Source organism: Cupriavidus sp. a3 (assembly GCF_051015765.1).
In the GTDB taxonomy this organism is placed as follows: domain Bacteria; phylum Pseudomonadota; class Gammaproteobacteria; order Burkholderiales; family Burkholderiaceae; genus Cupriavidus; species Cupriavidus oxalaticus_A.
This window is the reverse complement of record NZ_CP170643.1, coordinates 714,669-740,785: the sequence shown is the minus strand read 5'-3', so window position 1 is coordinate 740,785 and position 26,117 is coordinate 714,669. Positions and strand designations below refer to the sequence as shown.

The 26,117-nt window shown below is 66.3% G+C and carries 26 protein-coding genes; 12 read left to right on the top strand and 14 right to left on the bottom strand.

Features of this window, described 5'->3' with window-relative positions; all coding sequences use genetic code 11:
- Window positions 1-82: 82 nt before the first annotated feature.
- Window positions 83-2,377: an ATP-dependent Clp protease ATP-binding subunit ClpA gene (gene clpA, locus ACAD63_RS03520; RefSeq protein WP_133092232.1), complete on the bottom strand. Its 2,295-nt coding sequence runs from the start codon at window positions 2,375-2,377 to the stop codon at window positions 83-85.
- Entirely contained in the window at window positions 2,374-2,700 is a 327-nt protein-coding gene (gene clpS, locus ACAD63_RS03515) for an ATP-dependent Clp protease adapter ClpS (RefSeq protein WP_010814998.1), read from the bottom strand. The genes clpA and clpS overlap by 4 nt, the downstream gene beginning before the upstream one ends.
- Before the next feature lie 530 nt (window positions 2,701-3,230).
- Here clpS and ACAD63_RS03510 point away from each other — a divergent pair.
- Window positions 3,231-3,437 (top strand): cold-shock protein, encoded by a 207-nt coding sequence (locus ACAD63_RS03510; RefSeq protein ID WP_010814999.1) that lies wholly within the window; start codon window positions 3,231-3,233, stop codon window positions 3,435-3,437.
- A gap of 222 nt (window positions 3,438-3,659) precedes the next feature.
- On the opposite strand, the gene ACAD63_RS03505 is transcribed toward ACAD63_RS03510, so the two are convergent.
- Window positions 3,660-4,121: a VOC family protein gene (locus tag ACAD63_RS03505; RefSeq protein WP_135705876.1), complete on the bottom strand. Its 462-nt coding sequence runs from the start codon at window positions 4,119-4,121 to the stop codon at window positions 3,660-3,662.
- 149 nt (window positions 4,122-4,270) lie between these two features.
- Window positions 4,271-5,521 (bottom strand): NADP-dependent isocitrate dehydrogenase, encoded by a 1,251-nt coding sequence (gene icd, locus ACAD63_RS03500; RefSeq protein ID WP_133092234.1) that lies wholly within the window; start codon window positions 5,519-5,521, stop codon window positions 4,271-4,273.
- Window positions 5,522-5,759: 238 nt separating this feature from the next.
- On the opposite strand from icd, the gene ACAD63_RS03495 reads away from it, so the two are divergent.
- From ACAD63_RS03495 to ACAD63_RS03485, 3 genes are all read left to right on the top strand, one after another.
- On the top strand, window positions 5,760-6,401 hold the full coding sequence (locus tag ACAD63_RS03495) for a pseudouridine synthase (RefSeq protein ID WP_434033425.1): 642 nt from the start codon (window positions 5,760-5,762) through the stop codon (window positions 6,399-6,401).
- A 104-nt stretch (window positions 6,402-6,505) separates the two neighbouring features.
- Complete coding sequence (locus ACAD63_RS03490; protein ID WP_133092236.1) at window positions 6,506-6,697, top strand: hypothetical protein; 192 nt, start codon at window positions 6,506-6,508, stop codon at window positions 6,695-6,697.
- Between the two features lie 145 nt (window positions 6,698-6,842).
- Entirely contained in the window at window positions 6,843-7,304 is a 462-nt protein-coding gene (locus ACAD63_RS03485; RefSeq protein WP_135705877.1) for a DUF192 domain-containing protein, read from the top strand.
- 55 nt (window positions 7,305-7,359) lie between these two features.
- Here ACAD63_RS03485 and ACAD63_RS03480 read toward each other — a convergent pair whose 3' ends face one another.
- Window positions 7,360-7,845 (bottom strand): YajQ family cyclic di-GMP-binding protein, encoded by a 486-nt coding sequence (locus ACAD63_RS03480; protein ID WP_063240205.1) that lies wholly within the window; start codon window positions 7,843-7,845, stop codon window positions 7,360-7,362.
- A gap of 131 nt (window positions 7,846-7,976) precedes the next feature.
- On the opposite strand from ACAD63_RS03480, the gene murB reads away from it, so the two are divergent.
- Window positions 7,977-8,987 carry a UDP-N-acetylmuramate dehydrogenase gene (murB, locus tag ACAD63_RS03475; protein WP_135705878.1) on the top strand — a complete coding sequence of 337 codons (1,011 nt, stop codon included), beginning with the start codon at window positions 7,977-7,979 and terminating at the stop codon, window positions 8,985-8,987.
- A gap of 27 nt (window positions 8,988-9,014) precedes the next feature.
- Here murB and ACAD63_RS03470 read toward each other — a convergent pair whose 3' ends face one another.
- Complete coding sequence (locus ACAD63_RS03470) at window positions 9,015-9,326, bottom strand: pyrimidine/purine nucleoside phosphorylase (protein ID WP_135705879.1); 312 nt, start codon at window positions 9,324-9,326, stop codon at window positions 9,015-9,017.
- Between the two features lie 79 nt (window positions 9,327-9,405).
- Window positions 9,406-10,329: an ornithine carbamoyltransferase gene (gene argF / locus ACAD63_RS03465; protein ID WP_133092240.1), complete on the bottom strand. Its 924-nt coding sequence runs from the start codon at window positions 10,327-10,329 to the stop codon at window positions 9,406-9,408.
- A gap of 428 nt (window positions 10,330-10,757) precedes the next feature.
- On the opposite strand from argF, the gene ACAD63_RS03460 reads away from it, so the two are divergent.
- A complete protein-coding gene (locus ACAD63_RS03460; protein ID WP_063240208.1) occupies window positions 10,758-11,057 on the top strand; it encodes a DUF3579 domain-containing protein in 300 nt (99 codons plus the stop codon).
- A 125-nt stretch (window positions 11,058-11,182) separates the two neighbouring features.
- Here the strand turns inward: ACAD63_RS03460 and rpsT are convergent, their stop codons facing one another.
- Complete coding sequence (gene rpsT, locus ACAD63_RS03455) at window positions 11,183-11,452, bottom strand: 30S ribosomal protein S20 (RefSeq protein ID WP_063240209.1); 270 nt, start codon at window positions 11,450-11,452, stop codon at window positions 11,183-11,185.
- A 351-nt stretch (window positions 11,453-11,803) separates the two neighbouring features.
- Between rpsT and murJ the strand changes: the two genes are divergently transcribed.
- Window positions 11,804-13,354: a murein biosynthesis integral membrane protein MurJ gene (gene murJ / locus ACAD63_RS03450; RefSeq protein ID WP_133092241.1), complete on the top strand. Its 1,551-nt coding sequence runs from the start codon at window positions 11,804-11,806 to the stop codon at window positions 13,352-13,354.
- Between the two features lie 52 nt (window positions 13,355-13,406).
- On the top strand, window positions 13,407-14,255 hold the full coding sequence (locus tag ACAD63_RS03445) for a SirB1 family protein (protein WP_133092242.1): 849 nt from the start codon (window positions 13,407-13,409) through the stop codon (window positions 14,253-14,255).
- Window positions 14,256-14,283: 28 nt separating this feature from the next.
- Here ACAD63_RS03445 and ACAD63_RS03440 read toward each other — a convergent pair whose 3' ends face one another.
- Window positions 14,284-14,937, bottom strand: coding sequence for a VTT domain-containing protein (locus ACAD63_RS03440; RefSeq protein ID WP_133092380.1), 654 nt, complete (start codon window positions 14,935-14,937; stop codon window positions 14,284-14,286).
- Between the two features lie 162 nt (window positions 14,938-15,099).
- On the opposite strand from ACAD63_RS03440, the gene mutL reads away from it, so the two are divergent.
- The 4 genes from mutL to ACAD63_RS03420 all read left to right on the top strand — a co-directional run bounded on the left by mutL (window position 15,100) and on the right by ACAD63_RS03420 (window position 19,514).
- Window positions 15,100-17,100 (top strand): DNA mismatch repair endonuclease MutL, encoded by a 2,001-nt coding sequence (mutL, locus tag ACAD63_RS03435; protein WP_434033424.1) that lies wholly within the window; start codon window positions 15,100-15,102, stop codon window positions 17,098-17,100.
- Window positions 17,101-17,131: 31 nt separating this feature from the next.
- Complete coding sequence (miaA, locus tag ACAD63_RS03430) at window positions 17,132-18,100, top strand: tRNA (adenosine(37)-N6)-dimethylallyltransferase MiaA (protein WP_135705881.1); 969 nt, start codon at window positions 17,132-17,134, stop codon at window positions 18,098-18,100.
- A gap of 56 nt (window positions 18,101-18,156) precedes the next feature.
- Window positions 18,157-18,660 carry an N-acetyltransferase family protein gene (locus ACAD63_RS03425; protein ID WP_434033423.1) on the top strand — a complete coding sequence of 168 codons (504 nt, stop codon included), beginning with the start codon at window positions 18,157-18,159 and terminating at the stop codon, window positions 18,658-18,660.
- A gap of 110 nt (window positions 18,661-18,770) precedes the next feature.
- A complete protein-coding gene (locus ACAD63_RS03420; RefSeq protein ID WP_135705883.1) occupies window positions 18,771-19,514 on the top strand; it encodes a GntR family transcriptional regulator in 744 nt (247 codons plus the stop codon).
- 55 nt (window positions 19,515-19,569) lie between these two features.
- Here the strand turns inward: ACAD63_RS03420 and ACAD63_RS03415 are convergent, their stop codons facing one another.
- From ACAD63_RS03415 to purM, 5 genes are all read right to left on the bottom strand, one after another.
- The gene (locus ACAD63_RS03415; RefSeq protein WP_434033422.1) at window positions 19,570-20,313 is read right to left on the bottom strand and encodes an aspartate/glutamate racemase family protein; all 744 of its coding nucleotides are present in this window, start codon (window positions 20,311-20,313) and stop codon (window positions 19,570-19,572) included.
- Between the two features lie 17 nt (window positions 20,314-20,330).
- The gene (locus ACAD63_RS03410) at window positions 20,331-21,725 is read right to left on the bottom strand and encodes an amidase (protein ID WP_434033421.1); all 1,395 of its coding nucleotides are present in this window, start codon (window positions 21,723-21,725) and stop codon (window positions 20,331-20,333) included.
- Between the two features lie 40 nt (window positions 21,726-21,765).
- Window positions 21,766-23,202, bottom strand: a complete 1,437-nt coding sequence (hydA, locus tag ACAD63_RS03405; RefSeq protein WP_195431931.1) for a dihydropyrimidinase — start codon at window positions 23,200-23,202, stop codon at window positions 21,766-21,768.
- Between the two features lie 55 nt (window positions 23,203-23,257).
- Window positions 23,258-24,586 carry an MFS transporter gene (locus ACAD63_RS03400; protein ID WP_133092250.1) on the bottom strand — a complete coding sequence of 443 codons (1,329 nt, stop codon included), beginning with the start codon at window positions 24,584-24,586 and terminating at the stop codon, window positions 23,258-23,260.
- Window positions 24,587-24,919: 333 nt separating this feature from the next.
- Window positions 24,920-25,972, bottom strand: coding sequence for a phosphoribosylformylglycinamidine cyclo-ligase (gene purM, locus ACAD63_RS03395; protein WP_133092251.1), 1,053 nt, complete (start codon window positions 25,970-25,972; stop codon window positions 24,920-24,922).
- Window positions 25,973-26,117 lie beyond the last annotated feature (145 nt).

Sequence of the window (26,117 nt, the reverse complement as noted above, 5' to 3'; positions counted from 1 at the left end):
GCCGAACCGCGCCCGGATCGCCACGATCCGGTGCGATTTTCGGCCGTCTCCGGCCCTTTCAGGCCGGAGCGACGGTCGCCGCTCAGGCCTCGGCGCGCTGCTCTTCCGGCGCTTCGGGCGGTTCCGGCTCGATCTCGGAGAAATCGAGCTTGATCTGGTCCTGCTCGTCCAGGTCGACCACGACCTTGCCGCCGGATACCAGCCTGCCGAACAGCAGCTCGTCGGCCAGCGCCTTGCGGATCATGTCCTGGATCAGGCGTTGCATCGGACGCGCGCCCATCAGCGGGTCGAAGCCCTTGTGCGCCAGGAACTTGCGCAGCTTCTCGCTGAAGCTGGCTTCCACCTTCTTCTCGTGCAGCTGCTCTTCCAGCTGCATCAGGAACTTGTCGACCACGCGCAGGATGATTTCCTCGTCCAGCGAGCGGAAGCTGATGGTGGCATCCAGCCTGTTGCGGAACTCCGGCGTGAACATGCGCTTGATGTCGGCCATCTCGTCGCCCTGCTCGCGCGTGCTGGTGAAGCCGATGGTGGCGCGGTTCATGGTCTCCGCTCCCGCGTTGGTGGTCATGATGATGATCACGTTGCGGAAGTCGGCGCGCCGGCCGTTGTTGTCGGTCAGCGAGCCATGGTCCATCACCTGCAGCAGGATATTGAAGATATCCGGATGCGCTTTCTCGATTTCATCCAGCAGCAGCACGCAGTGCGGCTTCTTGGTGACGGCCTCGGTCAGCAGGCCGCCCTGGTCGAAGCCGACGTATCCCGGCGGCGCGCCGATCAGTCGGCTCACCGCGTGGCGCTCCATGTATTCGGACATGTCGAAGCGCAGCAGCTCGATGCCCATGATGAAGGCCAGCTGCTTGGCGACCTCGGTCTTGCCCACGCCGGTGGGACCCGAGAACAGGAACGAGCCGATCGGCTTGTCGGTCTTGCCCAGGCCGGCGCGCGACATCTTGATCGCCGAGGCCAGCGCCTCGATCGCGGGATCCTGGCCGAACACCACCGACTTCAGGTCGCGTTCCAGCGTCTGCAGCTTGCTGCGGTCGTCCTGGTTCACGCTCTGCGGCGGGATGCGCGCGATGCGCGAGACGATGTCCTCGATCTCGCCCTTGCCGATGGTCTTCTTCTGCTTGGACTTCGGCAGGATGCGCTGCGCCGCGCCGGCTTCGTCGATCACGTCGATCGCCTTGTCCGGCAGGTGCCGGTCGGTGATGAAGCGGGCCGACAGCTCGGCCGCGGCGGTCAGCGCCGAAGCCGCGTACTTGACGCCATGGTGCTCCTCGAAGCGCGACTTCAGGCCGCGCAGGATCTGCACGGTCTGGTCGACCGACGGCTCGACCACGTCGATCTTCTGGAAGCGCCGCGACAGCGCCGCGTCCTTCTCGAAGATGCCGCGGTATTCCGTGAAGGTGGTCGCGCCGATGCACTTGAGCTGGCCCGATGACAGCGCCGGCTTGAGCAGGTTGCTGGCGTCCAGTGTCCCGCCCGATGCGGCGCCCGCGCCGATCAGCGTGTGGATCTCGTCGATGAACAGGATCGCGTTCGGGTTGTCCTTGAGCGACTTCAGCACGCCCTTCAGGCGCTGCTCGAAGTCGCCGCGGTACTTGGTGCCGGCCAGCAGCGCGCCCATGTCGAGCGAGTAGACGGTGGCCTTTTCCAGGATGTCCGGGACTTCGTTCTTGGTGATGCGCCAGGCCAGCCCCTCCGCAATGGCGGTCTTGCCGACGCCGGCCTCGCCCACCAGCAGCGGGTTGTTCTTGCGCCGGCGGCACAGCACCTGCACCACGCGCTCGACTTCGCTTTCGCGGCCGATCAGCGGATCGATCTTGCCGGCCTTGGCCAGCGCGTTCAGGTTCTGGGTGTATTGCTCGAGCGGGCTTTCCTTGCCGTCGCCGCCCTCGCCTTCGCCGGCATTGTCGCCATGCTTGGCGGGCTCGGACTGGTCCTTGCGGATGCCGTGGCTGATGAAATTGACCACGTCAAGGCGCGTCACGCCCTGCTGCTGCAGGTAGTAGACCGCGTGCGAATCCTTCTCGCCAAAGATGGCGACCAGCACGTTGGCACCGGTCACTTCCTTCTTGCCATTGGAAGTGGACTGTACGTGCATGATCGCGCGCTGGATCACGCGCTGGAAGCCGAGCGTGGGCTGGGTATCGACCTCGTCGGTCCCCGGCACCACCGGCGTGTTATCCGCGATGAAGTTCTTAAGGCTGGTGCGCAGGTCCTCGATATTGGCCGCGCAGGCGCGCAAGACTTCAGCTGCCGTGGGATTGTCGAGCAATGCCAGCAGCAGATGCTCCACGGTAATGAACTCGTGGCGTGCCTGCCGGGCTTCGACAAAAGCCATATGCAGGCTCACTTCCAATTCTTGCGCAATCATGCTTCCTCCATCACGCACTGCAAGGGGTGCCCCGCCTGCCGCGCGTGCGTTGACACCAGCTCGACTTTTGTCGCCGCGATATCTCTGGTGTAGATACCGCAGACGCCCTTTCCTTCCCGGTGCACGGTCAGCATGATCTGCGTCGCCGTTTCCCGGTCCCTGCTGAAATACTGCTGCAGGATCATCACGACAAACTCCATCGGAGTGTAGTCGTCGTTAAGCAGCACCACCTTGAACATGGCAGGCGGTTTTAGCGCCTGCTCTTTACGCTCCAGGATGGTGCCCGCTTCGCGTTGTGGGACATTCGCAAGCCGTGTAGCCATGGCTTTATTCTAACCCTTACTCGCAACTCTGCAATTTGGGGAAAAGGCGCCGGATTCAAGGGCCGGGCTACCTGTTTCCGGTTATGAAAAAGCGCGGAACCGCACGCCAGAGGCATTGCAATGCACGTGACGGGAGACCGCAGGACTGATCCGGACAATACCCGATGCTTGCCGCCAAGGTACCATCCCGCGCCGTCCGTTTCCCGCCACACCCTGCCCGCAGTGGGGATTCCGCCAGCTTGACAGTATGTATGTTTGACAGAAGAATCGTTCGCACACCCGCCTGAAGCCGCGAGCCAAAGCAAAAGGCCAATGAGCGGGTGATCCGTGAGCAGGGAGGCCCACGGCCTGGCGGCGGCGAGTCAGCATCCAGACTGGCCGCCACGCGATTGCACCTCGCCGCGCGTCATCGCCGGCCGCACCTCGGGACGCGGCCGGTCATGGCGTCGCAGTGCGTGCGCTGCAGTCCGAGCCATCCGGCCGGCATCGGCTTCCCCGCTTTGAAATCTGCTATTTCGTTGGGGGAGTATATGGCAAGCGGTATCGTCAAATGGTTCAATGACGCCAAGGGCTTCGGGTTTATCAAGCCGGACGAGGGCGAAGAAGAACTGTTTGCGCACTTTTCGGCTATCCAGATGTCGGGCTTCAAGACGCTGAAGGAAGGTCAACGCGTCTCGTTCGAGGTGGTCCAGGGCCCCAAGGGCAAGCAAGCCACCAATATCCAGGACGCCAGCTAAGCTGCGCCGCGACCGTATCCCGGCCGGCAGAGCCGTGGAGCGGTCTACGAGGGTGCGGGGGGAGCTCCCCCGGGACGGGATCGGCGCCAGTGCCGGCCACGCTGTCTCAGGCAGCCGGGCAGGTTGTGGCGCATATCAGCTGCACGCACCGCATCCGACGGAAAGCCCGGCCTCGTGCCGGGCTTTCTGCTTTGCGCGGGCCGGCCATGGGGGCTGGCCAGCTCAGGCCCAGCCGTCGATCTTCAACCCGCTGGCCTGCTCGGCCTCTTCCTTTGTGACCTGCCGCACAGTCTGGCCGAAGGTCCAGACATGACCTTCCGGGTCCCTGGCAGTGTAGGAGCGGTCGCCATAGAACTCGTCCTGCGGCTCGCGCACGATCACCGCGCCCGCGGCACGGGCCCGCTCGCAGTGCTGGTCGATCCCATCCCGCAGGTGCACATGCACCGTCTGCGTATTCTTGCCGCCGATCGACGCCGGGCTGGCTGTAAAGTCAGCCCACTCGCTGCCGACCATCAGGTAGCTATCGCCGAAGCGCATTTCCGAGTGCACCAGCTGGTCCTGCTGGTCCCGGATCACCATCACCCGCTGGAAGCCGAAGGCGCGTTCGAGCCAGTCCAGCGCGGCCAAAGGGTCCTTGTAAAAGACGGCCGCGCCGAAGGCGGTGCGGCGGAAAGGATCGTCCATGGCAGTCTCCCCGGGCCAGCCCGCCCGTCCGTTGCAATCCCTGAAGTTCTAGGCAACGGCGCTGGCCGGCGCAAGAAAAAACCCCGCAGCCGGGGCACGGCAGCGGGGTTCTTCCAAGGCAGGTCGCCCGCTACAGCGGGAGTCTGTGCTTACATATTTTCGATCATCACCTGGCCAAAGCCCGAGCACGAAACCTGGGTCGCGCCTTCCAGCAGGCGGGCGAAATCGTACGTGACCTTTTTGGACAGGATCGACTTTTCCATCGACGCGATGATCAGGTCCGCGGCCTCGGTCCAGCCCATGTGGCGCAGCATCATTTCCGCCGACAGGATTTCCGAGCCCGGGTTGACATAGTCCTTGCCGGCGTACTTGGGCGCGGTGCCATGGGTGGCCTCGAACATGGCGACGGAGTCGGACATGTTGGCGCCCGGGGCAATGCCGATGCCACCGACCTGCGCGGCCAGGGCATCCGAAACGTAGTCGCCGTTCAGGTTCAGCGTGGCGATCACCGAGTATTCGGCCGGACGCAGCAGGATCTGCTGCAGGAAGGCGTCGGCAATCGCGTCCTTGACGACGATGTCCTTGCCGGTCTTCGGGTTCTTGAACTTGCACCACGGGCCGCCATCAACCAGCTCGGCGCCGAATTCCTTCTGCGCCAACTCGTAGCCCCAGTCACGGAAGCCACCCTCGGTGAACTTCATGATGTTGCCCTTGTGCACCAGCGTCACCGACGGCTTGTCGTTGTCGATGGCGTACTGGATCGCCTTGCGCACCAGGCGCTCGGTGCCTTCGCGCGAAACCGGCTTGACGCCGATGCCCGAGGTGGCCGGGAAGCGGATCTTCTTCACGCCCATCTCGTCCTGCAGGAACTTGATGAGTTTCTTCGCCTGCTCGCTTTCCGCGGCCCATTCGATGCCGGCGTAGATGTCCTCCGAGTTCTCGCGGAAGATCACCATGTCGGTCTTTTCCGGCTCGCGCACCGGCGAAGGCACGCCCTTGAAGTAACGCACCGGGCGCAGGCAGACATACAGGTCCAGCTGCTGGCGCAGCGCCACGTTCAGCGAGCGGATGCCGCCGCCCACGGGCGTGGTCAGCGGGCCCTTGATCGAGACCACGTATTCCTTGAGCACATCCAGGGTTTCGTCCGGCAGCCACACGTCCGGGCCGTAGACCTTGGTCGACTTCTCGCCGGCGTAGATCTCCATCCAGGAGATCTTGCGCTTGCCGCCGTAGGCCTTGGCCACGGCCGCGTCGACGACCTTGATCATCACCGGCGTGATATCGACGCCCGTACCGTCGCCTTCGATATAAGGAATGATGGGGTTGTCCGGGACATTCAGCGAAAAATCCTGGTTGACCGTGATCTTTTCGCCGGCCGGAACCTTGATGTGTTGATACATGACGTCTCCAGTACGGAACGGTTTAGACGGCCGCCGGGGCTTGGCCGACGGCGAGATTCGCGAGGTGGCGCTGGCATTGTAGCGGGCATCGCGGCCCGCCCAGCACTGCATTGCACCACCTTGGCGTACATTCAGGCAAGTCTTAGTCTTATATAAGACACAAGACTGATTTCGTATTATGCAGCAATCTTTCATCATCCGCCAACCGCGGCGCGCGGCTGGGGCATACTTGCGCCCCATGACCCTGATCGCCCTGAACAAGCCGTACGGCACCATGAGCCAGTTCTCGGAACATCCCACGCGCCCCACGCTGGCCGCTTGCGTGGACGTGCCGGGCGTGTACCCGGCCGGCCGGCTCGATGCGGACAGTGAAGGTTTGCTGCTGCTGACCGACGACGGCGCGCTCCAGGCGCGCATTGCCGACCCGCGCCACAAGCTGGAAAAGACTTACCTCGCCCAGGTCGAGGGCATTCCCGATGCGGCCGCGCTGGCGCGGCTGCGCGCCGGAGTCGACCTTGGCGACTTCGTCACGCAGCCGGCGCGGGCGCGTGCGATCGGTGAGCCCGACTGGCTCTGGCCGCGCCATCCGCCGGTGCGTTATCGCGCCGCGATCCCGACGTCATGGCTGGAGCTGAAGATTCGCGAAGGCAAGAACCGGCAGGTGCGGCGCATGACCGCTGCCGTCGGCTTCCCCACGCTGCGGCTGGTCCGCGTGGGCATCGGGCCGCTCGACCTGCGCACGCTCGGTCTCGCCCCTGGGGAATCGTGCGAGGTCGAGCTCGATGTACTGGGCTTGACGGCGACACGCGCGCCGGCCACCCATGTCTCAAAGACCAGACAGGCGAACGACGCCAAGCGGCGTTCTCGTTACAAAAGCTAACAAATGGCGCGTCAACGCGCCGTCCGGACGCCTCGTTCTTGTCGGTGACACGTCCAATCACGCGTCACAACTTCCGACTGTTCTTATCCTTCGAGGTAATCGCCATGAAAAAACTGATCGCTGCTCTGGTTGTCGGCCTGTTCGCCACCGGCGCCTTCGCCCAGGCTTCGGCCCCTGCCGACGCTGCAGCGCCCGCGGCCACCAAGGAAGCCCCGAAGCCCGCAAAGAAGAAGACCAGCCACAAGAAGACCACCCACAAGAAGGCCGCCACGGCTTCGGCCCCGGCCGCGCAGTAAGCCGCCGTGCCGGCCACGCGCCGGCGAAGAAAGAGGCAGGCTGCCACCAGGCGCCTGCCTTTTTCGTTTTGGCCGCCGCCATCCATCGGCGCGGCACCTGCGCTATGCTTGCGGCTGCCGTCCGCGCCCTTCCAGACCGAACACCATGTCCTTCCTGCTCAAGACGCCGTTGTCACGCTGCTTCCAGATTGCCGCGGCGCTCGCCGTGCTCGCCGCCGGCCAGGCCCAGGCGCAAGCCGCGCTGCCGGTAGTGCCGTTGACCGCGGGCATGTACGCGATCCACGCCGAGGTTGCCGCCACGCCGGCGGCGCGCGAACAGGGGCTGATGTACCGCAAGAGCATGCCGGTCAACAGCGGCATGCTGTTCGTGTTCGAGCAAAAGGCCGGTCATTGCTTCTGGATGCGCAATACCGAGCTGCCGCTGTCGATCGCTTTTCTTGCCGACGACGGGACCATCGTCAATATCGAGGACATGGCACCGCGTACCGAGAGCAACCACTGCCCGAAGACGGCGATCCGCTATGCGCTGGAAATGAACCAGGGCTGGTTCACGCAGAAGGGCATTCGCGCCGGCGCGAAGATCGGCGGGCTGCCGCAGGCGCGCTGACGCGCCGCGGCGGCATGCGGTGCCGGCATGGACGCCGGCACCGGGAGAATCCGGCTTAGTCGCGGAAGTTGTTGAAGTCCAGCGGCGCTTCCGAGACGTCCTTGCGCAGCATGGCGATCACGTTCTGCAGGTCGTCGCGCTTGGTTCCCGAGACGCGCACCGCATCGCCCTGGATGCTGGCCTGCACCTTGATCTTGCTGTCCTTGATCATGCGCACGATCTTCTTGGCCAGGTCGCCCGTCACCCCCTTCTTGATGGTGATGACCTGCTTGACCTTGTCGCCGCTGATCTTGTCGGTCTTGCCGTAGTCCAGGAAGCGCACGTCGACATTGCGCTTGGCCATCTTGTTGATCAGCACATCCTTCACCTGGTCCAGCTTGAAATCGTCGTCGGCAAAGGCGGTCAGTTCGTTTTCCTTCTGCTCGACCCGGGCGTCCGAGCCCTTGAAATCGAAGCGGGTCGAGATTTCCTTGTTGGATTGCTCGACGGCGTTCTTCACCTCGACCATGTTCGCTTCGCACACTACGTCAAACGACGGCATTGCATTCTCCTTGTGATCCATATGCCCGGAAGGCGGCCGTTGGCGACGCCTTCCGTATAATTCAGGCCTACCTCGCAGCCAGGGGCCGCAACGCTTACCACCAGCGGCGGCCGCGTCACCTATCCCCTTGCATGGCAGATTTCCACGAATTTTATCCCCTGCGCCGCCACAATACATTCGGATTCGATGCGCGCGCGCGCTTCGCCGTGCATGTGCGCAGCGAAGCCGACCTGACCGAGGCACTCGCGGACCCGCGCGCCAATGGCCTGCCGCTGGTAGTGCTGGGCGGCGGCAGCAACGTGGTGCTGACGCGCGACCTCGACGCGCTGGTGCTGCTGATGGAGATCCCGGGCTACCAGGTCGAGGATGCCGATGACGCCTGGCTGGTCACCGCGGGCGCGGGCGAGAACTGGAATGCGCTGGTCGACCGCACCATTGCCGACGGCAAGCCGGGCCTCGAGAACCTGGCGCTGATTCCCGGCACTGCGGGCGCCGCGCCGATCCAGAATATCGGCGCCTATGGGGTGGAACTGCGTGACCGCTTCGAAGGCGTGCGCGCCTATGACCGCCATGCCGACTTGTTCGTCTGGCTTGATTTACGCGCATGCGGGTTCGGCTACCGCGACAGCCTGTTCAAGCAGGCCGGCGCGGGCCGCTACATCATTACCGCGGTGACGCTGCGCTTGCCCAAGGCATGGCAACCGGTCCTGTCTTACGGCGAACTGGCGCGCGAGCTGTCCGGCAATCTCGCGCCGGACGCCGCCACGGTCCGCGACGCGGTGGTGGCGATCCGCACGCGCAAGCTGCCCGACCCCGCGCAGATCGGCAACGCCGGCAGCTTTTTCAAGAACCCGCTGGTCAGCGCCGCGCAGCGCGATACGCTGCTGCAGGCCAATCCCGACCTGGTGAGCTATCCCCAGCCGGACGGCAGCTACAAGCTCGCCGCGGGCTGGCTGATCGACCGCTGCGGGTTCAAGGGCGTCAGCGACGGCCCGGTGGGTGTCTATGGCAAGCAGGCACTGGTGCTGGTGCACCGCGGCGGCGGAACCGGCGCGATGCTCCTGGCGCTGGCCAACCGCATCGCGGATACCGTCGAAGCGCGCTTCGGCGTGCGGATCGAGCCCGAGCCGGTAGTGCTGTAGCGCCTGTAGCGCCTGCTGGCCCAGCGATCACCCGAAGTGGCAGACGTAGTCCAGCGTCTCCAGCACCTCGATGTCGAAGCTGCTGTTGCCCGGCACGTCGAACTGCTGGCCAGCGCCGTAGGCCTGCCAGTCTTCCGCGCCGGCCAGGCGCACGCGGCAGCTGCCGCCGTTGATTTCCATGATTTCCGGCGCGCCGGTGTTGAACGTCAGCGAAGCCGGGAAAATCACGCCCAGCGTCTTGCGGGTACCGTCCGGGAACAGCACGGTGTGGCTCACGCACTTGCCGTCGAAATACAGGTTGGCTTTCTTGACGACCGATACGTTGTCGAACTGGCTCACTTCCATCTCCTTCACTGTCTTGAATCAGACGTAAAAAGAGGGGCCATCGCGGCCCCTCCCCTGTTCACTCCGCGCGCGCTCAGTAGCGGCCGCAGAGCAGGTATTCCATCAGCGCCTTCTGCACGTGCAGGCGGTTTTCCGCCTCGTCCCAGACCACGCTCTTGGGACCGTCGATCACGGCGGCCTCGACTTCCTCGCCGCGGTGCGCCGGCAGGCAGTGCATGAACAGCGCGTCGGGCTCGGCGCGGTCCATCATCGCGGTGGTGACCATCCAGTCCTTGAAGGCGCGCTTGCGGGCTTCGTTCTCGGCCTCGAAGCCCATGCTGGTCCAAACGTCGGTGGTGACCAAACTGGCGCCCTGGCAGGCGGCGAGGGGATCCTCGAAGACCTTGACCAGGCTGGCGGCGGTCGCCGGCACCATGGCGGGATCGAGCTGGTATCCCGGCGGCGCCGAGAAATGGAAATTGAAGCCCAGCCGCTCGGCAGCCTGGATCCAGGTATAGGCCATGTTGTTGGCATCGCCGATCCACGCCACCGTCTTGCCGCGGATGCTGCCGCGCTGCTCGATGTAGGTGAAGATATCGGCCAGCACCTGGCACGGGTGGTATTCGTTGGTCAGCCCGTTGATCACCGGCACGCGCGAGTGCGCGGCAAAGCGGTCGATGATGTCCTGGCCGAAGGTGCGGATCATGATGATGTCGACCATGCGCGAGATCACCTGCGCCGCATCCTCGATCGGCTCGCCGCGGCCCAGCTGCGAATCGCGGGTGTTCAGGAACACCGCATGGCCGCCCAGCTGGTGGATGCCGGCTTCGAACGACAGGCGCGTACGCGTGGAATTCTTCTCGAAGATCATGGCCAGCGTGCGGTCGTGCAGCGGGTGCCAGGTCTCGTAGTTCTTGAACTTGGCCTTCAGGATCCGCGCGCGGTCCAGCAGGTACTCGTACTCGTCGGGAGTGAAGTCGCTGAACTGGAGGTAATGCTTGATCGGGGTTGGGCTCATAAAACAAAGAAGGCGGCTCGGTGGGGACGCGCCGTCATGAAGTGCCATGACCTGAGCGCGCCGCGGAGCCGCCTTTCGCGTCGCATACGCAATTTAACTGCAGGAATCATAAGGGATTATTTCTGCTTTGCCCAGCCCGGGACAACCCGTGACGGGCGCCGCGCCGAGCGCGTTGACAGGTTCCCGACAGGATTCCGCCCTTATGCGCAAGTCTTATATAAGATATAATACTGGCTGATTCACGCGGGGCCCCGGCATACCCTTGCCGCTGCGCGCCGCCGGCATCAAAAGTGCCCCCGCAGACACCGACGCCCCGCCTTCCCGGCCGGAAAAAGCGCGAACCAAACGCGCACCAGCCGCGTCAAACGGGCGCACGTTTCCGCGGGCTTAACCGTCGAGTCGTCGCCTCACCCGCAGTGTCCAGCCTCATGAACCCCAACGTTCGCGAATACTTTATCCAAGGCATTACCAAGGAAGGCAAGACCTTCCGCCCGAGCGACTGGGCCGAGCGGCTGTGCGGCGTGATGGCGCAGTTCCGCCCCGAAGGCGACACCGGCGATCCCCGGCTGACCTATTCCCCCTACGTGCGCCCCATCTTCGCCGGCAACGTCAAATGCGTGGTGGTGGATGTGCGGCTGCGCGATATCGAACCGAAGGCGCTGGATTTCGTGCTGAACTTTGCGCGCGACAACAACCTGCAACTGGTCGAGGCCTGCTCGCTGGAATGACATCGCGGTAGGTCGCCAAACTACAGGCGCCGCAAAAGCAAAAAGCTCGTCGGATGACGAGCTTTTTTGTCTGGCGGAACCGAAGTTCCGCCGCTGCCGGGCCGCCGGGGCGACCCACACAACAATCAGGCAGCAGCCATGGCCTTGATGGCGGCCGACAGGCGCGACTTGTGACGTGCAGCCTTGTTCTTGTGCACGATCTTCTTGTCGGCAATGCTGTCGATCACAGCTTGCGAGTTCTTGAACACTTCAGCGGCAGCAGCCTTGTCGCCGGCGTCGATGGCCTTGCGGACGGCCTTGACGGCGGTGCGCAGACGCGAGCGCAGGCTGGAGTTGTGAGCGTTCTGGGCGACGGCCTGGCGGGCGCGCTTGCGAGCTTGTGCGGAATTTGCCATTTCGAAAATATCCTGAATTCAGATGCGTGCCGCGGGGGACACAACAATTAAGTCATATCGAGCGACCCGGGATGCACTGACACACGAATCCGGAACGCAACTGTCCTTGTGAATCGGCAATTATACACAGATGCCGACACACGGCGCAAGACTGCTGGGACTTTGCCGACGCGTGCGGGGCCTGTCACAGGCGATCCGTATAATATGCGCCACATCGCGCCGGTGCGCGTGGCGAGCCGGCAACTTTACCGCGTTGCCCACGTCTGAAAGGCGTCCCGGGCGCCACGTCCGGCACACGCCGCCCCGCGGCCCGCGCCCGCACCGATCCACCGTCCCGCTCCGATCCACACCTTGAACCTGCTCAAAGCGCTCGCCACCATCAGCAGCCTGACGATGCTGTCGCGCATCACCGGCCTCGTGCGCGAGATCCTGATCGCCCGCGCGTTCGGCGCGTCGGAGATGACCGATGCGTTCAACGTCGCCTTCCGCATCCCCAACCTGCTGCGCCGCATCTTCGGCGAGGGCGCGTTCTCGCAGGCGTTTGTGCCCATCCTCGGCGAATACCACAGCAAGCGTGGCGAGGAGCAGACCAAGGCGCTGATCGACGCCGTCGCCACGGTAATGACCTGGGTGCTGATGGGCGTGTCGCTGCTGGGCGTGATCGGCGCGCCGCTGGTGATGACGGCGGTGGCGACCGGCTTCCGCGGGCAGAGCGAGACTTATACCGCCGCTGTCTTCATGACGCGGGTGATGTTCCCGTACATCGGCCTGATCTCGCTGGTGGCGCTGGCCTCGGGCATCCTGAACACATGGCGCAAGTTTGCCGTGCCGGCGTTTACGCCGGTACTGCTGAACCTGTGCCTGATCGTGGCCGCCCTGTTCGTCGGCCCGCACATGGACCAGCCGATCTATGCGCAGGCGTGGGGCGTGCTGGTCGGCGGCGTGCTGCAGCTGGCGATCCAGGTGCCGGCGCTGCGCCGCCTGGGCGTGATGCCGCGCCTGGGCTTCAATGTGCGCACTGCCTGGTCCGATCCCGGCGTGCGCCGCATCCTGCGCCAGATGGGGCCGGCGCTGCTGGCGGTGTCGGTGGCGCAAATCAGCCTGATCATCAATACCAACATCGCCTCGCACCTGGCCGCGGGCAGCGTCTCGTACCTGACCTATGCCGACCGGCTGATGGAATTTCCGACCGCGCTGCTGGGCGTGGCGCTCGGCACGATCCTGCTGCCGAGCCTGTCGAAGGCGAGCGCCAAGGAAGACCATGCGGAGTACTCCGGCCTGCTCGACTGGGGCCTGCGGCTGACCTTCCTGCTGGCGGTGCCCTGCGCGGTGGGGCTGTTCGTGTTCGGCGCACCGCTGACCGCGGTGCTGTTCCACTACGGCAAGTTCGACGCCCACGCCGTCGAGATGACGCGCCAGGCGCTGGTGTCGTACGGCACCGGCCTGCTGGGGCTGATCGCCATCAAGATCCTGGCCCCCGGCTTCTATGCGCGCCAGGACATCCGCACGCCGGTCAAGATCGCGCTGCTGGTGCTGGTGATCACGCAGGCATGCAACGTCGTGTTCGTGCCGTGGCTCGGGCATGCGGGCCTGGCGCTGTCGATCAGTGCCGGCGCCACCATCAATGCGCTGCTGCTGTTCTTCGGCCTGCGCCGGCGCGGCCTGTACAAGCCGGCGCCGGGCTGGTGGCTGTTCCTGGCGCGGCTGGGCACCTCGGTGCTGCTGTTGTCGGGCATGCTGCTCTGGTTCGCGCGCAATTTCGACTGGATCGGCCTGGGCGCCACGCCGCTGCTGCGCATCGCGCTGCTCGCGTCGTGCCTGGTACTTGCAGCGGTGGTCTACTTCGGTACACTGTGGCTCATGGGACTGCGCTATTCCGCCTTCAAGCGGCGCGCCGCCTAGGCGTGGTGACCCACGCTGCGCGCGGCGCCCCTGGCGGCACCGGGAATCCGATATGACATCCACCAAAGTCCTGGATTACTTCGCCAGCCTCGTGGCTGACGAAAACGGCATCCCGCTGACCGAGACCGCACTGTCCATCGCGCAGGATGCCTATCCGGACCTGGACCTGCAGGCCGAGCTGGCCGCACTGGACGTGCTGGCGCTGCGCCTGAAGCGCCGGATCGCCGAAGGCACGCCGGCAATCCAGCGGCTGCGGCTGCTGAATCATTTCTTCTATCGCGACCTTGGCTTTGGCCCGAACGCCAACGACTACTACGATCCGGACAACTCGTACCTGAACGTGGTGGTGCGGCAGCGGCGCGGCATCCCCATCTCGCTGGCGGTGCTGTTCATGGAACTGGGCCAACAGATCGGCCTGCCCCTCAAGGGGGTGTCGTTCCCCAACCATTTCCTGTTGCGCATGACCATCCCGGCGGGCGAGGTGATCCTGGACCCGCTGACCGGCGAAACGCTCTCGAAGGAGCAGTTGCAGGAAATGCTGGATCCGTACCTGGAGCGCGAAGGCATCACCGATTCCGGGCAGGTGCCGCTGGGCCTGTTCCTGCGCGCGGCCAGCCATCGCGAGATCGTCGCGCGCATGCTGCGCAACCTGAAGGCGATCTACCTGCAGGAGTCACGCTGGCAGCGGCTGCTGGCGGTGCAGAACCGCCTGGTGATCCTGCTGCCGGGTTCGATCGAGGAAGTGCGCGACCGCGGGCTGGCGTATGCCAACCTGGAGTGCTTCCGACCGGCGCTGGCCGACCTGGAAGCCTATGTGCAGGCACGCCCCGATGCCGCCGATATCGGCCAGATCCGCGAGCGCATGCCGGCACTGCGCATGATGAGCCGCAGCCTCAACTGACGGGGCTGCGTCAGATATTACAGGCGCTTCAGCGCTCCACGCGCGAGGGCCGGCGGCGATTGCCGCGCACCAGCTTCCACAGTCCGCCCAGCACCAGCGGCACCACCGCCGCGCCGATCCCCGCCAGCACGATCAGGTTCAGGTACTGCTTGATGAACGGCAGGTTGCCGAAGAAGTAACCGGCAAAGACCAGCCCGACCACCCAGGCAAGCGCGCCCAGCACGTTGAACATCTGGAAGCGCGCGAAGGTCATCTGCGACACGCCGGCGACGAACGGCGCAAAGGTGCGCACGATCGGCACGAAACGCGCCATCACCAGGGTCTTGCCGCCATGCCGCTCGTAGAAATCATGGGTGCGGCGCAGCGCATCCTGGTCCAGGAAGCGCCACTGGTGGTCGAACACCTTGGGCCCGATCCAGCTGCCCACCCAGTAGTTGACGGTATTGCCAGTGACGGCCGCCACCAGCAGCAGGCCCACCAGCGCCCATTCGTTCATGGCGCCGGTAGCGCAGAAGGCGCCGGCGATAAACAGTAGCGAGTCGCCCGGCAGGAACGGCAGGACCACCAGCCCGGTTTCGGCGAACACGATCAGGAACAGGATGGCATAGACCCAGTGGCCATACTGGTCGATGACGGTGCCGAGGTATTTGTCGACATGGACCAGCATGTCGATGAGCTGCAAAGCGAATTCCAAGTCGTTCCCCGATATGGTTTGGTTGACTGCACAAGTCCACGCGGCGCGTGCCGCCCTGGCATGAATCATACAAGAGCCGGCGTGCCCTTCCGCCACTTGTCGCGGGCCGGTGGCGCCGACTCTGCGTGGACGGCCACGTATAATCGCCGGATGCCCGATTCCGCCAGCCAGAGCCCCGTTCGCACCACCCTTCGCGCCACCCTTCGCACCTCCCAGCTGCCGCGTCCGATCCGTCCGCTGCCGGACCAGCTCATCAGCCAGATCGCCGCCGGCGAAGTGGTGGAGCGCCCGGCGTCGGTGGTCAAGGAGCTGCTGGAAAACGCGCTGGACGCCGGTGCCACGCAGCTGGCCATCCGGCTGGAAGAAGGCGGCGTGCGGCGCATCGTCATCACCGACAACGGCTGCGGCATCCCCGCCGCCGAGCTGCCGGTGGCGCTGATGCGCCACGCCACCAGCAAGATTGCGTCGCTCGACGAACTGGAATCGGTACTGACGCTGGGCTTCCGCGGCGAGGCGCTGGCCTCGATCGCTTCCGTCTCCCAGCTTGCGCTGACCAGCCGCACCGCTGCCGACGCCCATGCCACGCAGGTCAGTGCCGATACCGGCACCGTGCAACCGGCGTCTGGCGGAGTCGGCACCACGGTCGACGTGCAGCATCTCTACTTCAACACGCCGGCGCGCCGAAAGTTCCTGAAATCGGAGCAGACCGAACTCGGGCATTGCCTGGAGATGGTGCGCCGGGTGGCGCTGGCACGGCCGGACGTGGCCATCTCGGTCCACCACAACGGCAAGCCGCTGGAGCACTGGAACGCCGGCGACGTCGCCAACCGCACCGCGCAGGTACTGGGCGCCGACTTCGCGCGGGCGCGGTTGCCGCTGGACGAACAGGCCGACACGCTGCACGTGTACGGCTTTGCCGGCCTGCCCACCGCGTCGCGGGGGCGGCCCGACCAGCAGTACTTCTTCGTCAACGGCCGCTTCGTGCGCGACAAGCTGCTCAACCACGCGGTGCGCAGCGCCTACCAGGACGTGCTGCACGGCGACCGTTTCCCGTCGTACGTGCTGTGCCTGGACCTGCCGCCGGAGATGGTTGACGTCAACGTGCACCCTTCCAAGATCGAAGTGCGCTTCCGCGAATCGCGCGCGGTGCACCAGTTCATCTATCACGCGGTGCAGCGCAGCCTGGCACGCCAGGCCGGCGAGAACGGCGACAGCCTGCATACCGATGAGGACGGCGAGATCCGGCTGCCGGCTGCGGCGCCTGCGGGCGCCCGACCGTCATTTGGCGGCGGCAGCGGCGGTGGTGGCAGCCAGTGGGTCAACTACTCCGCGGCGCGGCAGACCGAGCTCGGCATTGCGCAGCCGCGCCAGGCCTACCTCGGCATGGTGCGCGACGCGACCGCGCCGACGCCGCGCCCGTATGGCGCTCCAGGTGGCAATTTTCCCGGCGCTTCGGCGCAGCCGCCCGCCTGGCTGGCCGATGCGCAGGCCGCGCGCGCCGACGAGCCGCCAGGCCTGCTCGACCGCCTGCCGCCGGCCTCCGCCGACGCGGCAGACACCACCGACGACCACCCCCTCGGCTATGCCATCGCCCAGCTGCACGGCATCTATGTGCTGGCGCAGAATGCGCGCGGGCTGGTGCTGGTGGACATGCACGCCGCGCACGAACGCATCCTCTACGAGCAGATCAAGGCCGGCCTGGACGCGCGCGACCTGGCCGTGCAGCCGCTGCTGATCCCGGTCACGCTGCCCGCCAGCCCGGTGGAAATCGGCTCGGCAGAGGAGCACCAGGAAACGCTGGCGCTGCTCGGCTTCGACATCACGCCGGTATCGCCGACCACGCTGGCGGTGCGCGCGGTGCCCGCGCTGCTGCAACAGGCCGACGCCGAAGCGCTGGCGCGCGACGTGCTGCGCGACCTGCACGCCTACGGCGGCTCGCGCGTGCTGGCCGAGCGCCGCAACGAGCTGCTGGCCACGCTGGCCTGCCACAGCGCGGTGCGCGCCAACCGCAAGCTCACCGTCGAGGAAATGAACGCGCTGCTGCGCCAGATGGAGCAGACCGAGCGCGCCGACCAGTGCAACCACGGCCGCCCGACCTGGGTGCAACTGACCGTGACCGAGCTGGACCGCCTGTTCCTGCGCGGCCAGTAAGCGCCACCGCCTCTTTACGACTCTGCCGACGATGTCCGCCGTACCTGACGATTCCGCCACGCCTGCACCCGTGGTCTGCCTGCTCGGGCCCACCGCCTCGGGCAAGACCGCCGCCGCGCTGGCGCTGGCGGCCGATGCGCCGGTGGAGATCATCAGCCTGGACTCAGCGCTGGTGTACCGCGAAATGGACATCGGCACGGCCAAACCCACGCCCGCAGAACTGGCCGCGGCGCCGCACCACCTGATCGACATCATCGATCCGGTCGAGAGCTATTCCGCGGCGCAGTTCGTCACCGATGCCGGGCGGCTGATCGGCGAGATCCGCGCGCGCGGCAACGTACCGCTGATCGTGGGCGGCACCATGCTCTACTACAAGGCGCTGACGCAGGGGCTGAACGACTTGCCGCAGGCCGACCCCGCGGTGCGCGCCGAGCTGGACCAGCTCGCCGCCGAGCGCGGCTGGCCGGCGCTGCATGCGATGCTGGCGCAGGTCGACCCCGTCACCGCGGCGCGCCTGGCGCCCAACGATGCGCAGCGCATCCAGCGCGCGCTCGAAATCCACCGGCTTTCGGGCCAGCCGATGTCGGCGCTGCTGGCCCGCCAGGCCGAGGGCCGCACCTTTGCCGGTGCCGCAGACCAGCGCTACCGCGTGATCGCGCTCGAGCCCTCGGACCGGCTGGCGCTGCATGCGCGCATCGCGCAGCGCTACGACGCCATGCTGGCCAACGGCTTTATTGACGAAGTCCGCCGCCTGCGCACACGCGAGGACCTGCATCCGGGGCTGCCGTCGATCCGCTGCGTCGGCTACCGGCAGGTGTGGGAATACCTCGACGGCGAGTGCGATTTCGACACCATGCGCGAGCGCGGCATCGCTGCCACGCGCCAGCTGTGCAAGCGCCAGCTGACCTGGCTGCGCAGCACGCCGGAGCGGCTGGTGGTGGACTGCCTGGCGCCGGGCTATGTTGACGAGGTGCGCAAGCTGGCGGACTTTGGCCACTGACGGCAACGTGATGCACAGGCGATAATCGCGGATCCTGTTCTTGCCTACTCACGGACATGTCCAGATCCGCCTTCACCCTGCGCCCCGCCACCGCTGCCGACAGCGAAACCCTGTTCAACCTGATCCTGGCGCTGGCCGAGTACGAAAAGCTGACGCATATCGTCGAAGCCACGCCGCAAAAGATCGAGGAAGCGCTGTTCGGCGCCACGCCGCACGCCGAAGCGGTGCTGGTTGAAGTTGACGCCAATGGCGCGCCCAAGGCGGTCGGCTTCGCCCTGTTCTTCCACAACTTCTCCACCTTCCTCGCCAAACCCGGCCTGTACCTGGAAGACCTTTACGTCGACCCGGCCTGGCGTGGCCACGGCTTGGGCAAGGCGTTGCTGCAGCACCTCGCCGCGCTGGCGGTCGAGCGTGGCTGCGGCCGCTTCGAGTGGTCGGTGCTGGACTGGAACCAGCCGTCGATCGACTTCTACCAGGCCATGGGCGCCGAAGTGCTGCCCGACTGGCGCATTTGCCGCGTCACCGGCGACGCGCTGGCCAGGCTGAACAAGGCGAAGTAAATCCGCCGGCGCTGGCAACCGGTCCACCGCCGGTGTTATACACTTGTTGGCAAGCCGCCATACAATGACGGCACCGAATGTCTTTTTCGGACCACCCGCGCCGACCCGCCATGCCACGAACCAGAACCGACCAGCCCGCGCCTGCCCTGGGCAATGCCAACGAAAACGATGCGGACAACGCGCGCGGTGCGTCGGTGGAGGAAATCGCCGACCGTATCCTGACCGCGATCTGGGAACACCGGCTGCCGCCCGGCACCAAGCTGGTCGAGGAAAAACTGGGCAGCGTATTCGGCGTCAGCCGCACCAAGGTGCGGCTCGCCTTCGGCAAGCTGGCCCATGAAGGCGTGCTGACGGTGCACCCGAACCGCGGCACCTTCGTGTCGAGCCCGAGCGTGGCCGAAGCCAGGCAGGTGCTGCATTCGCGCCGCCTGCTCGAACCGGCGCTGGTGCGCGACCTTGCCGGCGCGATCGATGCGGCCGGGCTGAAGGCGCTGCGCGCGACCACGCGCGAGGAAGCGCAGGCGCGCGACAGCAACGACCGGCGCGCCATCATCCGGCTGTCAGGCGAATTCCACTGCAGGCTGGCCGAGCTGACCGGCAACCAGTACCTGGGCAAGTACATGCGCGAGCTGTGCTCGCTGACATGCCTGATCATCGCGCTGTACGACGCGCCGGGCGTGCCGTCGTGCCCGCATCACGAGCATGACGATATCGTCGATGCGCTGGAAGCCGGCGATGGCGAGCGCGTGGCGCAGCTGATGGACGAGCACCTCGAGCATGTCGAGAGCACACTGCGGCTGGAATTGCCGGCTGAAGAGAAAGTGGACCTGGAAGCGGTGTTCGCCGCGGTGTAAGGCCGGCGTCATTCCCGCTGCGCGCGGAAATGACGCGGTGTTGGACAGACAGTGTTCAGCGGTGCTCGATGCGCGCCGCCAGCGCCTGCGCCAGGCCGATCGTCGGTTTGGCATCCGGACGCCGGAACGTGCCCGCGCTGGCCTTGCGCGGCTGCAACGCGACCAGCGCCTCGGCCTGCTTGACCGCGGCAGCCATCTGGTCGACCACCGGCACCGGGATGCGATCGCGCACGCGCGCGGCCAGGCCCGCCAGCGGCGCGCCGGCCAGGATCACCACGTCGGCCTCGTCTTCCACCACGGCGCGGTTGGCCAGTTCCACCAGCACCGCTTCCTTTTCTTCCTGCACGTCCGAGACCGAGGCAAAGCTGCCGTCGAGCATGCGGATGCCGGCCAGCCGGCCGCGCAGGCCGTGCATGTCCACGCATTCCTCGTACCAGGGGCCGAGGGCGCGCGCGAAAGTAACGATCGAAAAGCGCCGGCCCAGCATGCAGGCCGACAGCATGGCCGCCTCGGCCATGCCTACCACCGGCAGGTCGAACAGCTCGCGCGCGCCCATCAGGCCGGGATCGCCAAAGGCGGCGATGATCGCGGCGTCGAATTCCGTGTGGCGTTCCGCCAGCATCTCCAGCGCAATGGCGCCGCCGACCTGCGCCTCGGCGCGCGTGGCGATATAGGGCACGCCACGGCTGGCGGTCAGCGGCACCAGCTCGGTGCCGGGCGATGCCACCGGCGTGGCCGCGGCCATCAGCCGCGCGGTGATGCCTTCGCTGGTATTGGGATTGAGGACAAGAATTCGCATATCGTTGTTATCCGTAGTTATCCGTTAGCGCCGGGCCGCGCCGCGAGCACGCGTTCGGCAAGCCTGGCCGCGGCCAGCACGGTGCGGTCGGCGCCGCGCGGGCCGGCGATCTGCAGGCCCACCGGCAGGCCGTCGCGGCCGCTGCCGCAAGGCACCGAGATCGCCGGTGCCAGCGCATGGTTGAAGAAAGGGGTGAAGACCGCATGGGCGCGCGGCTCGACGGCAACGCCGCCGATCCGTTCGGGCCCGAGCCGGTCGTTACGCCACGCCACGCACGGCGTGGTCGGGCACAGCAGCAAGTCGTAGCGGGTAAAGAACTCCGCCATGGCCAGCGCGATCTGGTGGCTGGCTTCGCGCGCACGCGCCACGTCGGCGCCGGTCCACGCCAGCCCGCGCTCGATCTGGCGCGCGACATCCGGATCGAATACATCGGGATCGCGGCGCCAGGGGTCGCCGTAGAGATTGGCCAGCCCCACGTGCTGCAGCGGCATCAGTGCTGCCTCGTCGGCGCCCCGGGGCCAGGCCGGGTCGGCCATCTCGATGCTCAGGCCTGCCGCCTGCAGCCGCGCCACGGCCTGCGCGCAGGCTTCGGCGACGTCATCGTCGACCGGCGTATCGAAGCCCAGCCGCGGGCTCAGCGCGATCCTGAGCGTATGCAGCGGGCGCTCTGCCGCCAGGCTGAAGCCCAGCGTATCCGGATCGCGCGCATCGGCGCCGGCCAGCGCATCGAACATCAGCGCCGCATCGGACACGGTGCGCGTGATCGGCGCGATCACCTGGATGCCGTTGAAGGCGTGGGCAAAGCCGATCGAATCGGGAATCGCGCCATAGGACGGCTTGAAGCCGACCACGCCGGCATGCGCGGGCGGGCGCCGGCTGGAGCCGCCGCCGTCGGTGCCCAGCGCCAGCGGCGCCATGCCGGCAGCCACCGCCACCGCGCAGCCGCCGGACGACCCGCCGGCGGTCAGCGTGGCGTCGAGCGGATGGCGCGTCAGGCCGTAGACCTTGTTGGTGGTCAGGCCCTTGCAGGCGAACTCCGAGGTATTGCCCATGCCGAGCACGATCGCGCCGGCGCGGCGCAGGCGCTCGACCGCGATCGCATCGGCCGGCGCGATAAAGTCGCGGTACAGCTGCGAGCCCTGCGTGACGCGGCGGCCCTGGCTCCAGATCACGTCCTTGACGATCACCGGCACGCCCGCCAGCAGCGGGCGCTCGCCCTGCGCCAGCCGTGCGCGCAGCTGCGCCAGGTCGGCGTCGACCAGCTCCTGGCGTTGTTCGAAGACGGCGTTGAGCTGGTCGTTGCGCGCCGCGATGCGGGCCTGGAACGCGGCCACCACCTCGGCGGGATCGAGGCGGCCGGCGGCCACGCGCCCGGCGATGGTGGCGGCGTCCAGGCTGTTGGTCAGTTCCATATCGGCAGTGTCGGTCAGATCATCGAAAAAACCACCGCATTCACAGGCTGCCGCCCGAGGTGCGGTAGCGCGGCCGCGCCATCTCCGGCAGCGCGCACGGCAGGAACTCGCCATGGCCGGCCTCGGCGCGCACTTCGCCTTCATGCGCGATGACCTTGCCGCGCACCAGCGTGGTCACCGGCCAGCCGGTCACGCGCTGTCCTTCATACGGCGTGTAGTCGACGGCGTGGTGCAGGTCGGCATTGCGGATCTGCACTTCGCGCTTCGGATCCCACAGCACCAGGTCGGCGTCGGCGCCGATGGCGATGGTGCCCTTGCGCGGGTGCAGGCCGTACAGCTTGGCGGGATTGGTCGAGGTCAGCGCCACGAACTGGTTCACCGAGATGCGGCCGCCGTTGACGCCCGCCGAGAACAGCAGCGGCAGGCGCGTCTCGAGGCCCGGGATACCGTTGGGGATGTACTGGAACGGCACTTCCTTGCCGCCGGGCTTCTTGCCCTCGGGATCGTCGTAGCGGAACGGCGCGTGGTCGGACGAGAAGATGGTGAACAGGCCGTCGGCAAGCCCGTCCCAGATCACCTCCTGGTTGCCGCGGTCGCGCGGCGGCGGGCTGCAGACGCACTTGGCGCCGTGGTAGTCGGGCTGGTCCAGGTCGTCGGCGGTCAGGAACAGGTACTGCGGGCAGGTCTCGGCAAAGATCTTCATGCCGCGGTTGCGCGCCCAGCGGATCTGCTCCACCGCTTCCTTGCCGGAGACGTGGACGATCAGGATCGGCACATCGACCAGCTCGGAGAAGGTGATGGCGCGGTGCGTGGCCTCGCGCTCGATCGCCATCGGCCGGGCCAGCGCATGGAAGCGCGGCGCGGTGTTGCCAGCGGCCTCGAGCTTGTCGGTCAGCCACGCGATGCAGTCGGAATTCTCGGCATGCACCATCACCAGTGCGCCTTCCTGGCGCGCCACCGACAGCACCTCGAGGATCTCGCGGTCGTTAAGCTTGAGGTCGTCGTAGGTCATGTAGATCTTGAACGACGAATAGCCCTCGCGGATCAGCCCCGGCAGTTCGTCCTGCAGCACGGCATGGGTCGGGTCGGCAACGATCAGGTGGAAGGCATAGTCGACCACCGACTTGCCGCCGGCGCGGCGATGGTAGTCGTCCACCGCCGCGCGCAGCGAATGGCCCTTTTCCTGCGCGGCAAACGGGATCACGGTGGTAGTGCCGCCGCACGCGGCCGAGACCGAGCCGGTGCGGAAGTCGTCGGCCATCCTGAGGCCGTCCGGCATGGGCTGGTCCAGGTGGCAGTGCGCATCGACGCCGCCCGGCAGCACCAGCTTGCCGCTGGCGTCGATGACCTCCGTGGCTTCGCCCAGGTCAAGGCCGAGCTGCACGATCCGGCCGTCCCTGACGGCGATGTCGCATTGCATGGTGTCGCTGGCAGTCACCACGGTGCCGTTGCGGATGATCAGGTCAAACTGTTTCACGATGTTCGTCACGTAAGGAAAAGAAGGGGCGCGCCGGGCGCCCCCGAGGTTGTCTTCAACGGTCTGCGTCGGACAGGTGCATCCGCGCGGTTTCGCGTGCGGCGGCCGCGGCGACCGCGATCAGCGCGCACACCACCGCCAGGTAGATCGCCACCGGCGCGGTGCTGCCGAAGCGGTCGAGCAGGCCGATCGCGATCAGCGGGGCCAGCGCGCCGCCGAACACGCCGGCGAACTGGAAGCCAAGCGAGGCACCGGTGACGCGCACCCGGGTGGCGAACAGCTCGGGCAGGAACGAGGCCAGCGGCGAGAACATGAACGACACCAGCACCATGCCGACGAACGAGGCCAGCATAATCAGCGCAGGGCTGCCGGTCTTGACCATGGCAAAGAAGACAAAGGCCCACACCGCGCCGCCGATACCGCCGATCATCAGCACCGGGCGGCGCCCGATGCGGTCAGCCAGCAGCCCAGCGATCGGGATGAACAGGATCTGCGCCACCGCGCCCAGCAGCACGGCGTTAAGCGCGATGCTCTTGGGCAGGCCCAGCTTGGTCGGCACGAAGTACAGCAGGAACAGCGTGAACACATAGAAGGCGATGTCGCCGCCCAGCCGCGCGCCGAAGGCGATCAACAGCTGCTTCTTGTAGTTGCGCAGCACTTCCATGATGGGCGCGCGCGCTTCGGCATGCGATTCCTCCAGCTTCTCGAACATGCCGGATTCCCGCACGTTGGAGCGGATATAGAGCCCGACCCCGACCAGCAGCGCCGACAGCAGGAACGGCACGCGCCAGCCCCAGCTGAGGAAGGCTTCTTCGGACACCTGCCACGTCACCAGCGCAAAGATGCCGTTGGCCAGCAGCAAGCCGATCGGCGCCGCCAGCTGCACCAGGCTGCCGAGGATGCCGCGCCGCTTACCTTCGGGATCAAGCTCGTTGACCATGATCGCGGCCCCGCCCCACTCGCCGCCCAGCGCCAGGCCCTGCACCACGCGCAGCAGCACCAGCAGCAGCGGCGCCAGCGCGCCAGCCGCGGCATAGGTCGGCAGCAGGCCGATGCCGAAGGTGGCCAGGCCCATCATCAGCAGCGTGATGATCAGGATCGACTTGCGGCCCATCTTGTCGCCGAAGTGGCCGAAGATGGCCGCGCCCAGCGGCCGCGCCACGAATGCCACGCCATAGCTGGCGAAGGACAGCAGCGTCGCGGTCAGCGGATCGCTCTGCGGGAAGAACAGCTTGGGGAAGACCAGCGCCGCGGCCGATCCGTAGATGAAGTGGTCGTAGAACTCCAGCGTAGTGCCGGCCAGGCTGGCCCCGGCGACGCGCGCGACTGACTGTTTCTTGGCCGACGCGCCTTTTCCCGCGGCGTCGATGCTGACTGCTTGCATGGTGTTCCTCCAATGGTCCCTGGCCTGCCCGCTGCGCATCGGTCGCCGGTTGCGCGCGGGGTTGTCTCCGACGGGGCATGCATGCGCCTCGCCTTTGCTCAGTACATTAGGCCATAAACCGCCATACAATCAAGCAAAATATTGTTTGTCAGATGTGGTGCATATGCATGCTGGAATTTGGTGCGATGCACTAAAGCGATATCTGCCACAAATGGTGGCAGCGGGTTCGGGTAAACACCTAACCACCATATCCGCCAGGGCACGGACGAAAAAAAACGGCGCATGCCCGAAGGCAAGCGCCGTTTTCTGTATGTGTGAAACGCTGGGGTCGCGTCAGATCACGATGGTCTGGGCCTCGCCCTCGGCACGTTCGCGGATCTCACCAATCTCCCACACGGCTTCGCCGGCGGCCTGCAGGTGGCGGATGGCGCGTTCGGCGTCTTCCTTGGCCACGATCACCACCATGCCGATGCCGCAGTTGAAGACGCGGTGCATTTCGTCGTCGGCCACGCGGCCCTGCGCCTGCAGCCACTGGAACAGCGGCGGCAGGGCCCAGGCATCACGATGCAGCACGGCAGTCACGTTCTGCGCCAGCACGCGCGGCACGTTCTCGGTCAGGCCGCCGCCGGTGATGTGGGCCATGCCCTTGACCGGAAGGGTCTCGATCAGAGACAGCAGCGGCTTCACGTAGATGCGCGTCGGCGCCATGATGGCGTCCTGCAGGCGCTGGCCGTGGAAGTCGGCATTCAGGTCCGGCTTGGCCACCTCGATGATCTTGCGCACCAGCGAATAGCCGTTGGAATGCGCGCCCGACGACGCCAGGCCCAGCACCACGTCGCCCGGGGTGATGGTGCTGCCGTCGATGATCTTCTTCTTCTCGACCGCGCCGACGGCAAAGCCGGCCAGGTCGTATTCGCCGTCCGGGTACATGCTCGGCATTTCAGCGGTCTCGCCGCCGATCAGCGCGCAGCCGGCCAGTTCGCAGCCGCGGGCGATGCCCTGGATCACGGTGGCGGCGGTGTCGACGTCCAGCTTGCCGCAGGCGAAGTAGTCCAGGAAGAACAGCGGCTCGGCGCCCTGCACCAGGATGTCGTTGACGCTCATCGCGACCAGGTCCTGGCCGACGGTGTCGTGGCGGTTCAGCTGGAACGCCAGCTTGAGCTTGGTGCCCACGCCGTCGGTGCCCGACACCAGCACGGGCTCCTGGAATTTCTTCGACAGCTCGAACAGCGCACCGAACCCGCCGATGCCGGCCATCACGCCTTCGCGCATGGTGCGCTTGGCAAACGGCTTGATGCGGTCGACCAGCGCGTCGCCGGCATCGATGTCAACACCGGCGTCGCGGTAGGAAAGGCCGGCCTGGCCGTCGGTCGGGGATGCGCTCATGGGAACCTGCTTGTCCTGGAGGAATAAAGGGAGGAACTAAAGTGACAAATCCGGCGCTCGCGCAGTCGGGGCTTCCGTTGCAGCTTCCGCCGCTTGGCATCGGAAGGCGGGCGCGAGTCCAGTAGAATCGCAATTTTAACGGATA

Excerpts from the sequence above, each read along its gene's own strand:
- clpA (WP_133092232.1), bottom strand. The coding sequence starts at position 2,377 with ATGATTGCGCAAGAATTGGAAGTGAGCCTGCATATGGCTTTTGTCGAA.
- clpS (WP_010814998.1), bottom strand. The coding sequence starts at position 2,700 with ATGGCTACACGGCTTGCGAATGTCCCACAACGCGAAGCGGGCACCATC.
- ACAD63_RS03510 (WP_010814999.1), top strand. The coding sequence starts at position 3,231 with ATGGCAAGCGGTATCGTCAAATGGTTCAATGACGCCAAGGGCTTCGGG.
- ACAD63_RS03505 (WP_135705876.1), bottom strand. The coding sequence starts at position 4,121 with ATGGACGATCCTTTCCGCCGCACCGCCTTCGGCGCGGCCGTCTTTTAC.
- icd (WP_133092234.1), bottom strand. The coding sequence starts at position 5,521 with ATGTATCAACACATCAAGGTTCCGGCCGGCGAAAAGATCACGGTCAAC.
- ACAD63_RS03495 (WP_434033425.1), top strand. The coding sequence starts at position 5,760 with ATGACCCTGATCGCCCTGAACAAGCCGTACGGCACCATGAGCCAGTTC.
- ACAD63_RS03490 (WP_133092236.1), top strand. The coding sequence starts at position 6,506 with ATGAAAAAACTGATCGCTGCTCTGGTTGTCGGCCTGTTCGCCACCGGC.
- ACAD63_RS03485 (WP_135705877.1), top strand. The coding sequence starts at position 6,843 with ATGTCCTTCCTGCTCAAGACGCCGTTGTCACGCTGCTTCCAGATTGCC.
- ACAD63_RS03480 (WP_063240205.1), bottom strand. The coding sequence starts at position 7,845 with ATGCCGTCGTTTGACGTAGTGTGCGAAGCGAACATGGTCGAGGTGAAG.
- murB (WP_135705878.1), top strand. The coding sequence starts at position 7,977 with ATGGCAGATTTCCACGAATTTTATCCCCTGCGCCGCCACAATACATTC.
- argF (WP_133092240.1), bottom strand. The coding sequence starts at position 10,329 with ATGAGCCCAACCCCGATCAAGCATTACCTCCAGTTCAGCGACTTCACT.
- ACAD63_RS03460 (WP_063240208.1), top strand. The coding sequence starts at position 10,758 with ATGAACCCCAACGTTCGCGAATACTTTATCCAAGGCATTACCAAGGAA.
- rpsT (WP_063240209.1), bottom strand. The coding sequence starts at position 11,452 with ATGGCAAATTCCGCACAAGCTCGCAAGCGCGCCCGCCAGGCCGTCGCC.
- ACAD63_RS03445 (WP_133092242.1), top strand. The coding sequence starts at position 13,407 with ATGACATCCACCAAAGTCCTGGATTACTTCGCCAGCCTCGTGGCTGAC.
- mutL (WP_434033424.1), top strand. The coding sequence starts at position 15,100 with ATGCCCGATTCCGCCAGCCAGAGCCCCGTTCGCACCACCCTTCGCGCC.
- miaA (WP_135705881.1), top strand. The coding sequence starts at position 17,132 with ATGTCCGCCGTACCTGACGATTCCGCCACGCCTGCACCCGTGGTCTGC.
- ACAD63_RS03425 (WP_434033423.1), top strand. The coding sequence starts at position 18,157 with ATGTCCAGATCCGCCTTCACCCTGCGCCCCGCCACCGCTGCCGACAGC.
- ACAD63_RS03420 (WP_135705883.1), top strand. The coding sequence starts at position 18,771 with ATGCCACGAACCAGAACCGACCAGCCCGCGCCTGCCCTGGGCAATGCC.
- ACAD63_RS03415 (WP_434033422.1), bottom strand. The coding sequence starts at position 20,313 with ATGCGAATTCTTGTCCTCAATCCCAATACCAGCGAAGGCATCACCGCG.
- ACAD63_RS03410 (WP_434033421.1), bottom strand. The coding sequence starts at position 21,725 with ATGGAACTGACCAACAGCCTGGACGCCGCCACCATCGCCGGGCGCGTG.
- ACAD63_RS03400 (WP_133092250.1), bottom strand. The coding sequence starts at position 24,586 with ATGCAAGCAGTCAGCATCGACGCCGCGGGAAAAGGCGCGTCGGCCAAG.
- purM (WP_133092251.1), bottom strand. The coding sequence starts at position 25,972 with ATGAGCGCATCCCCGACCGACGGCCAGGCCGGCCTTTCCTACCGCGAC.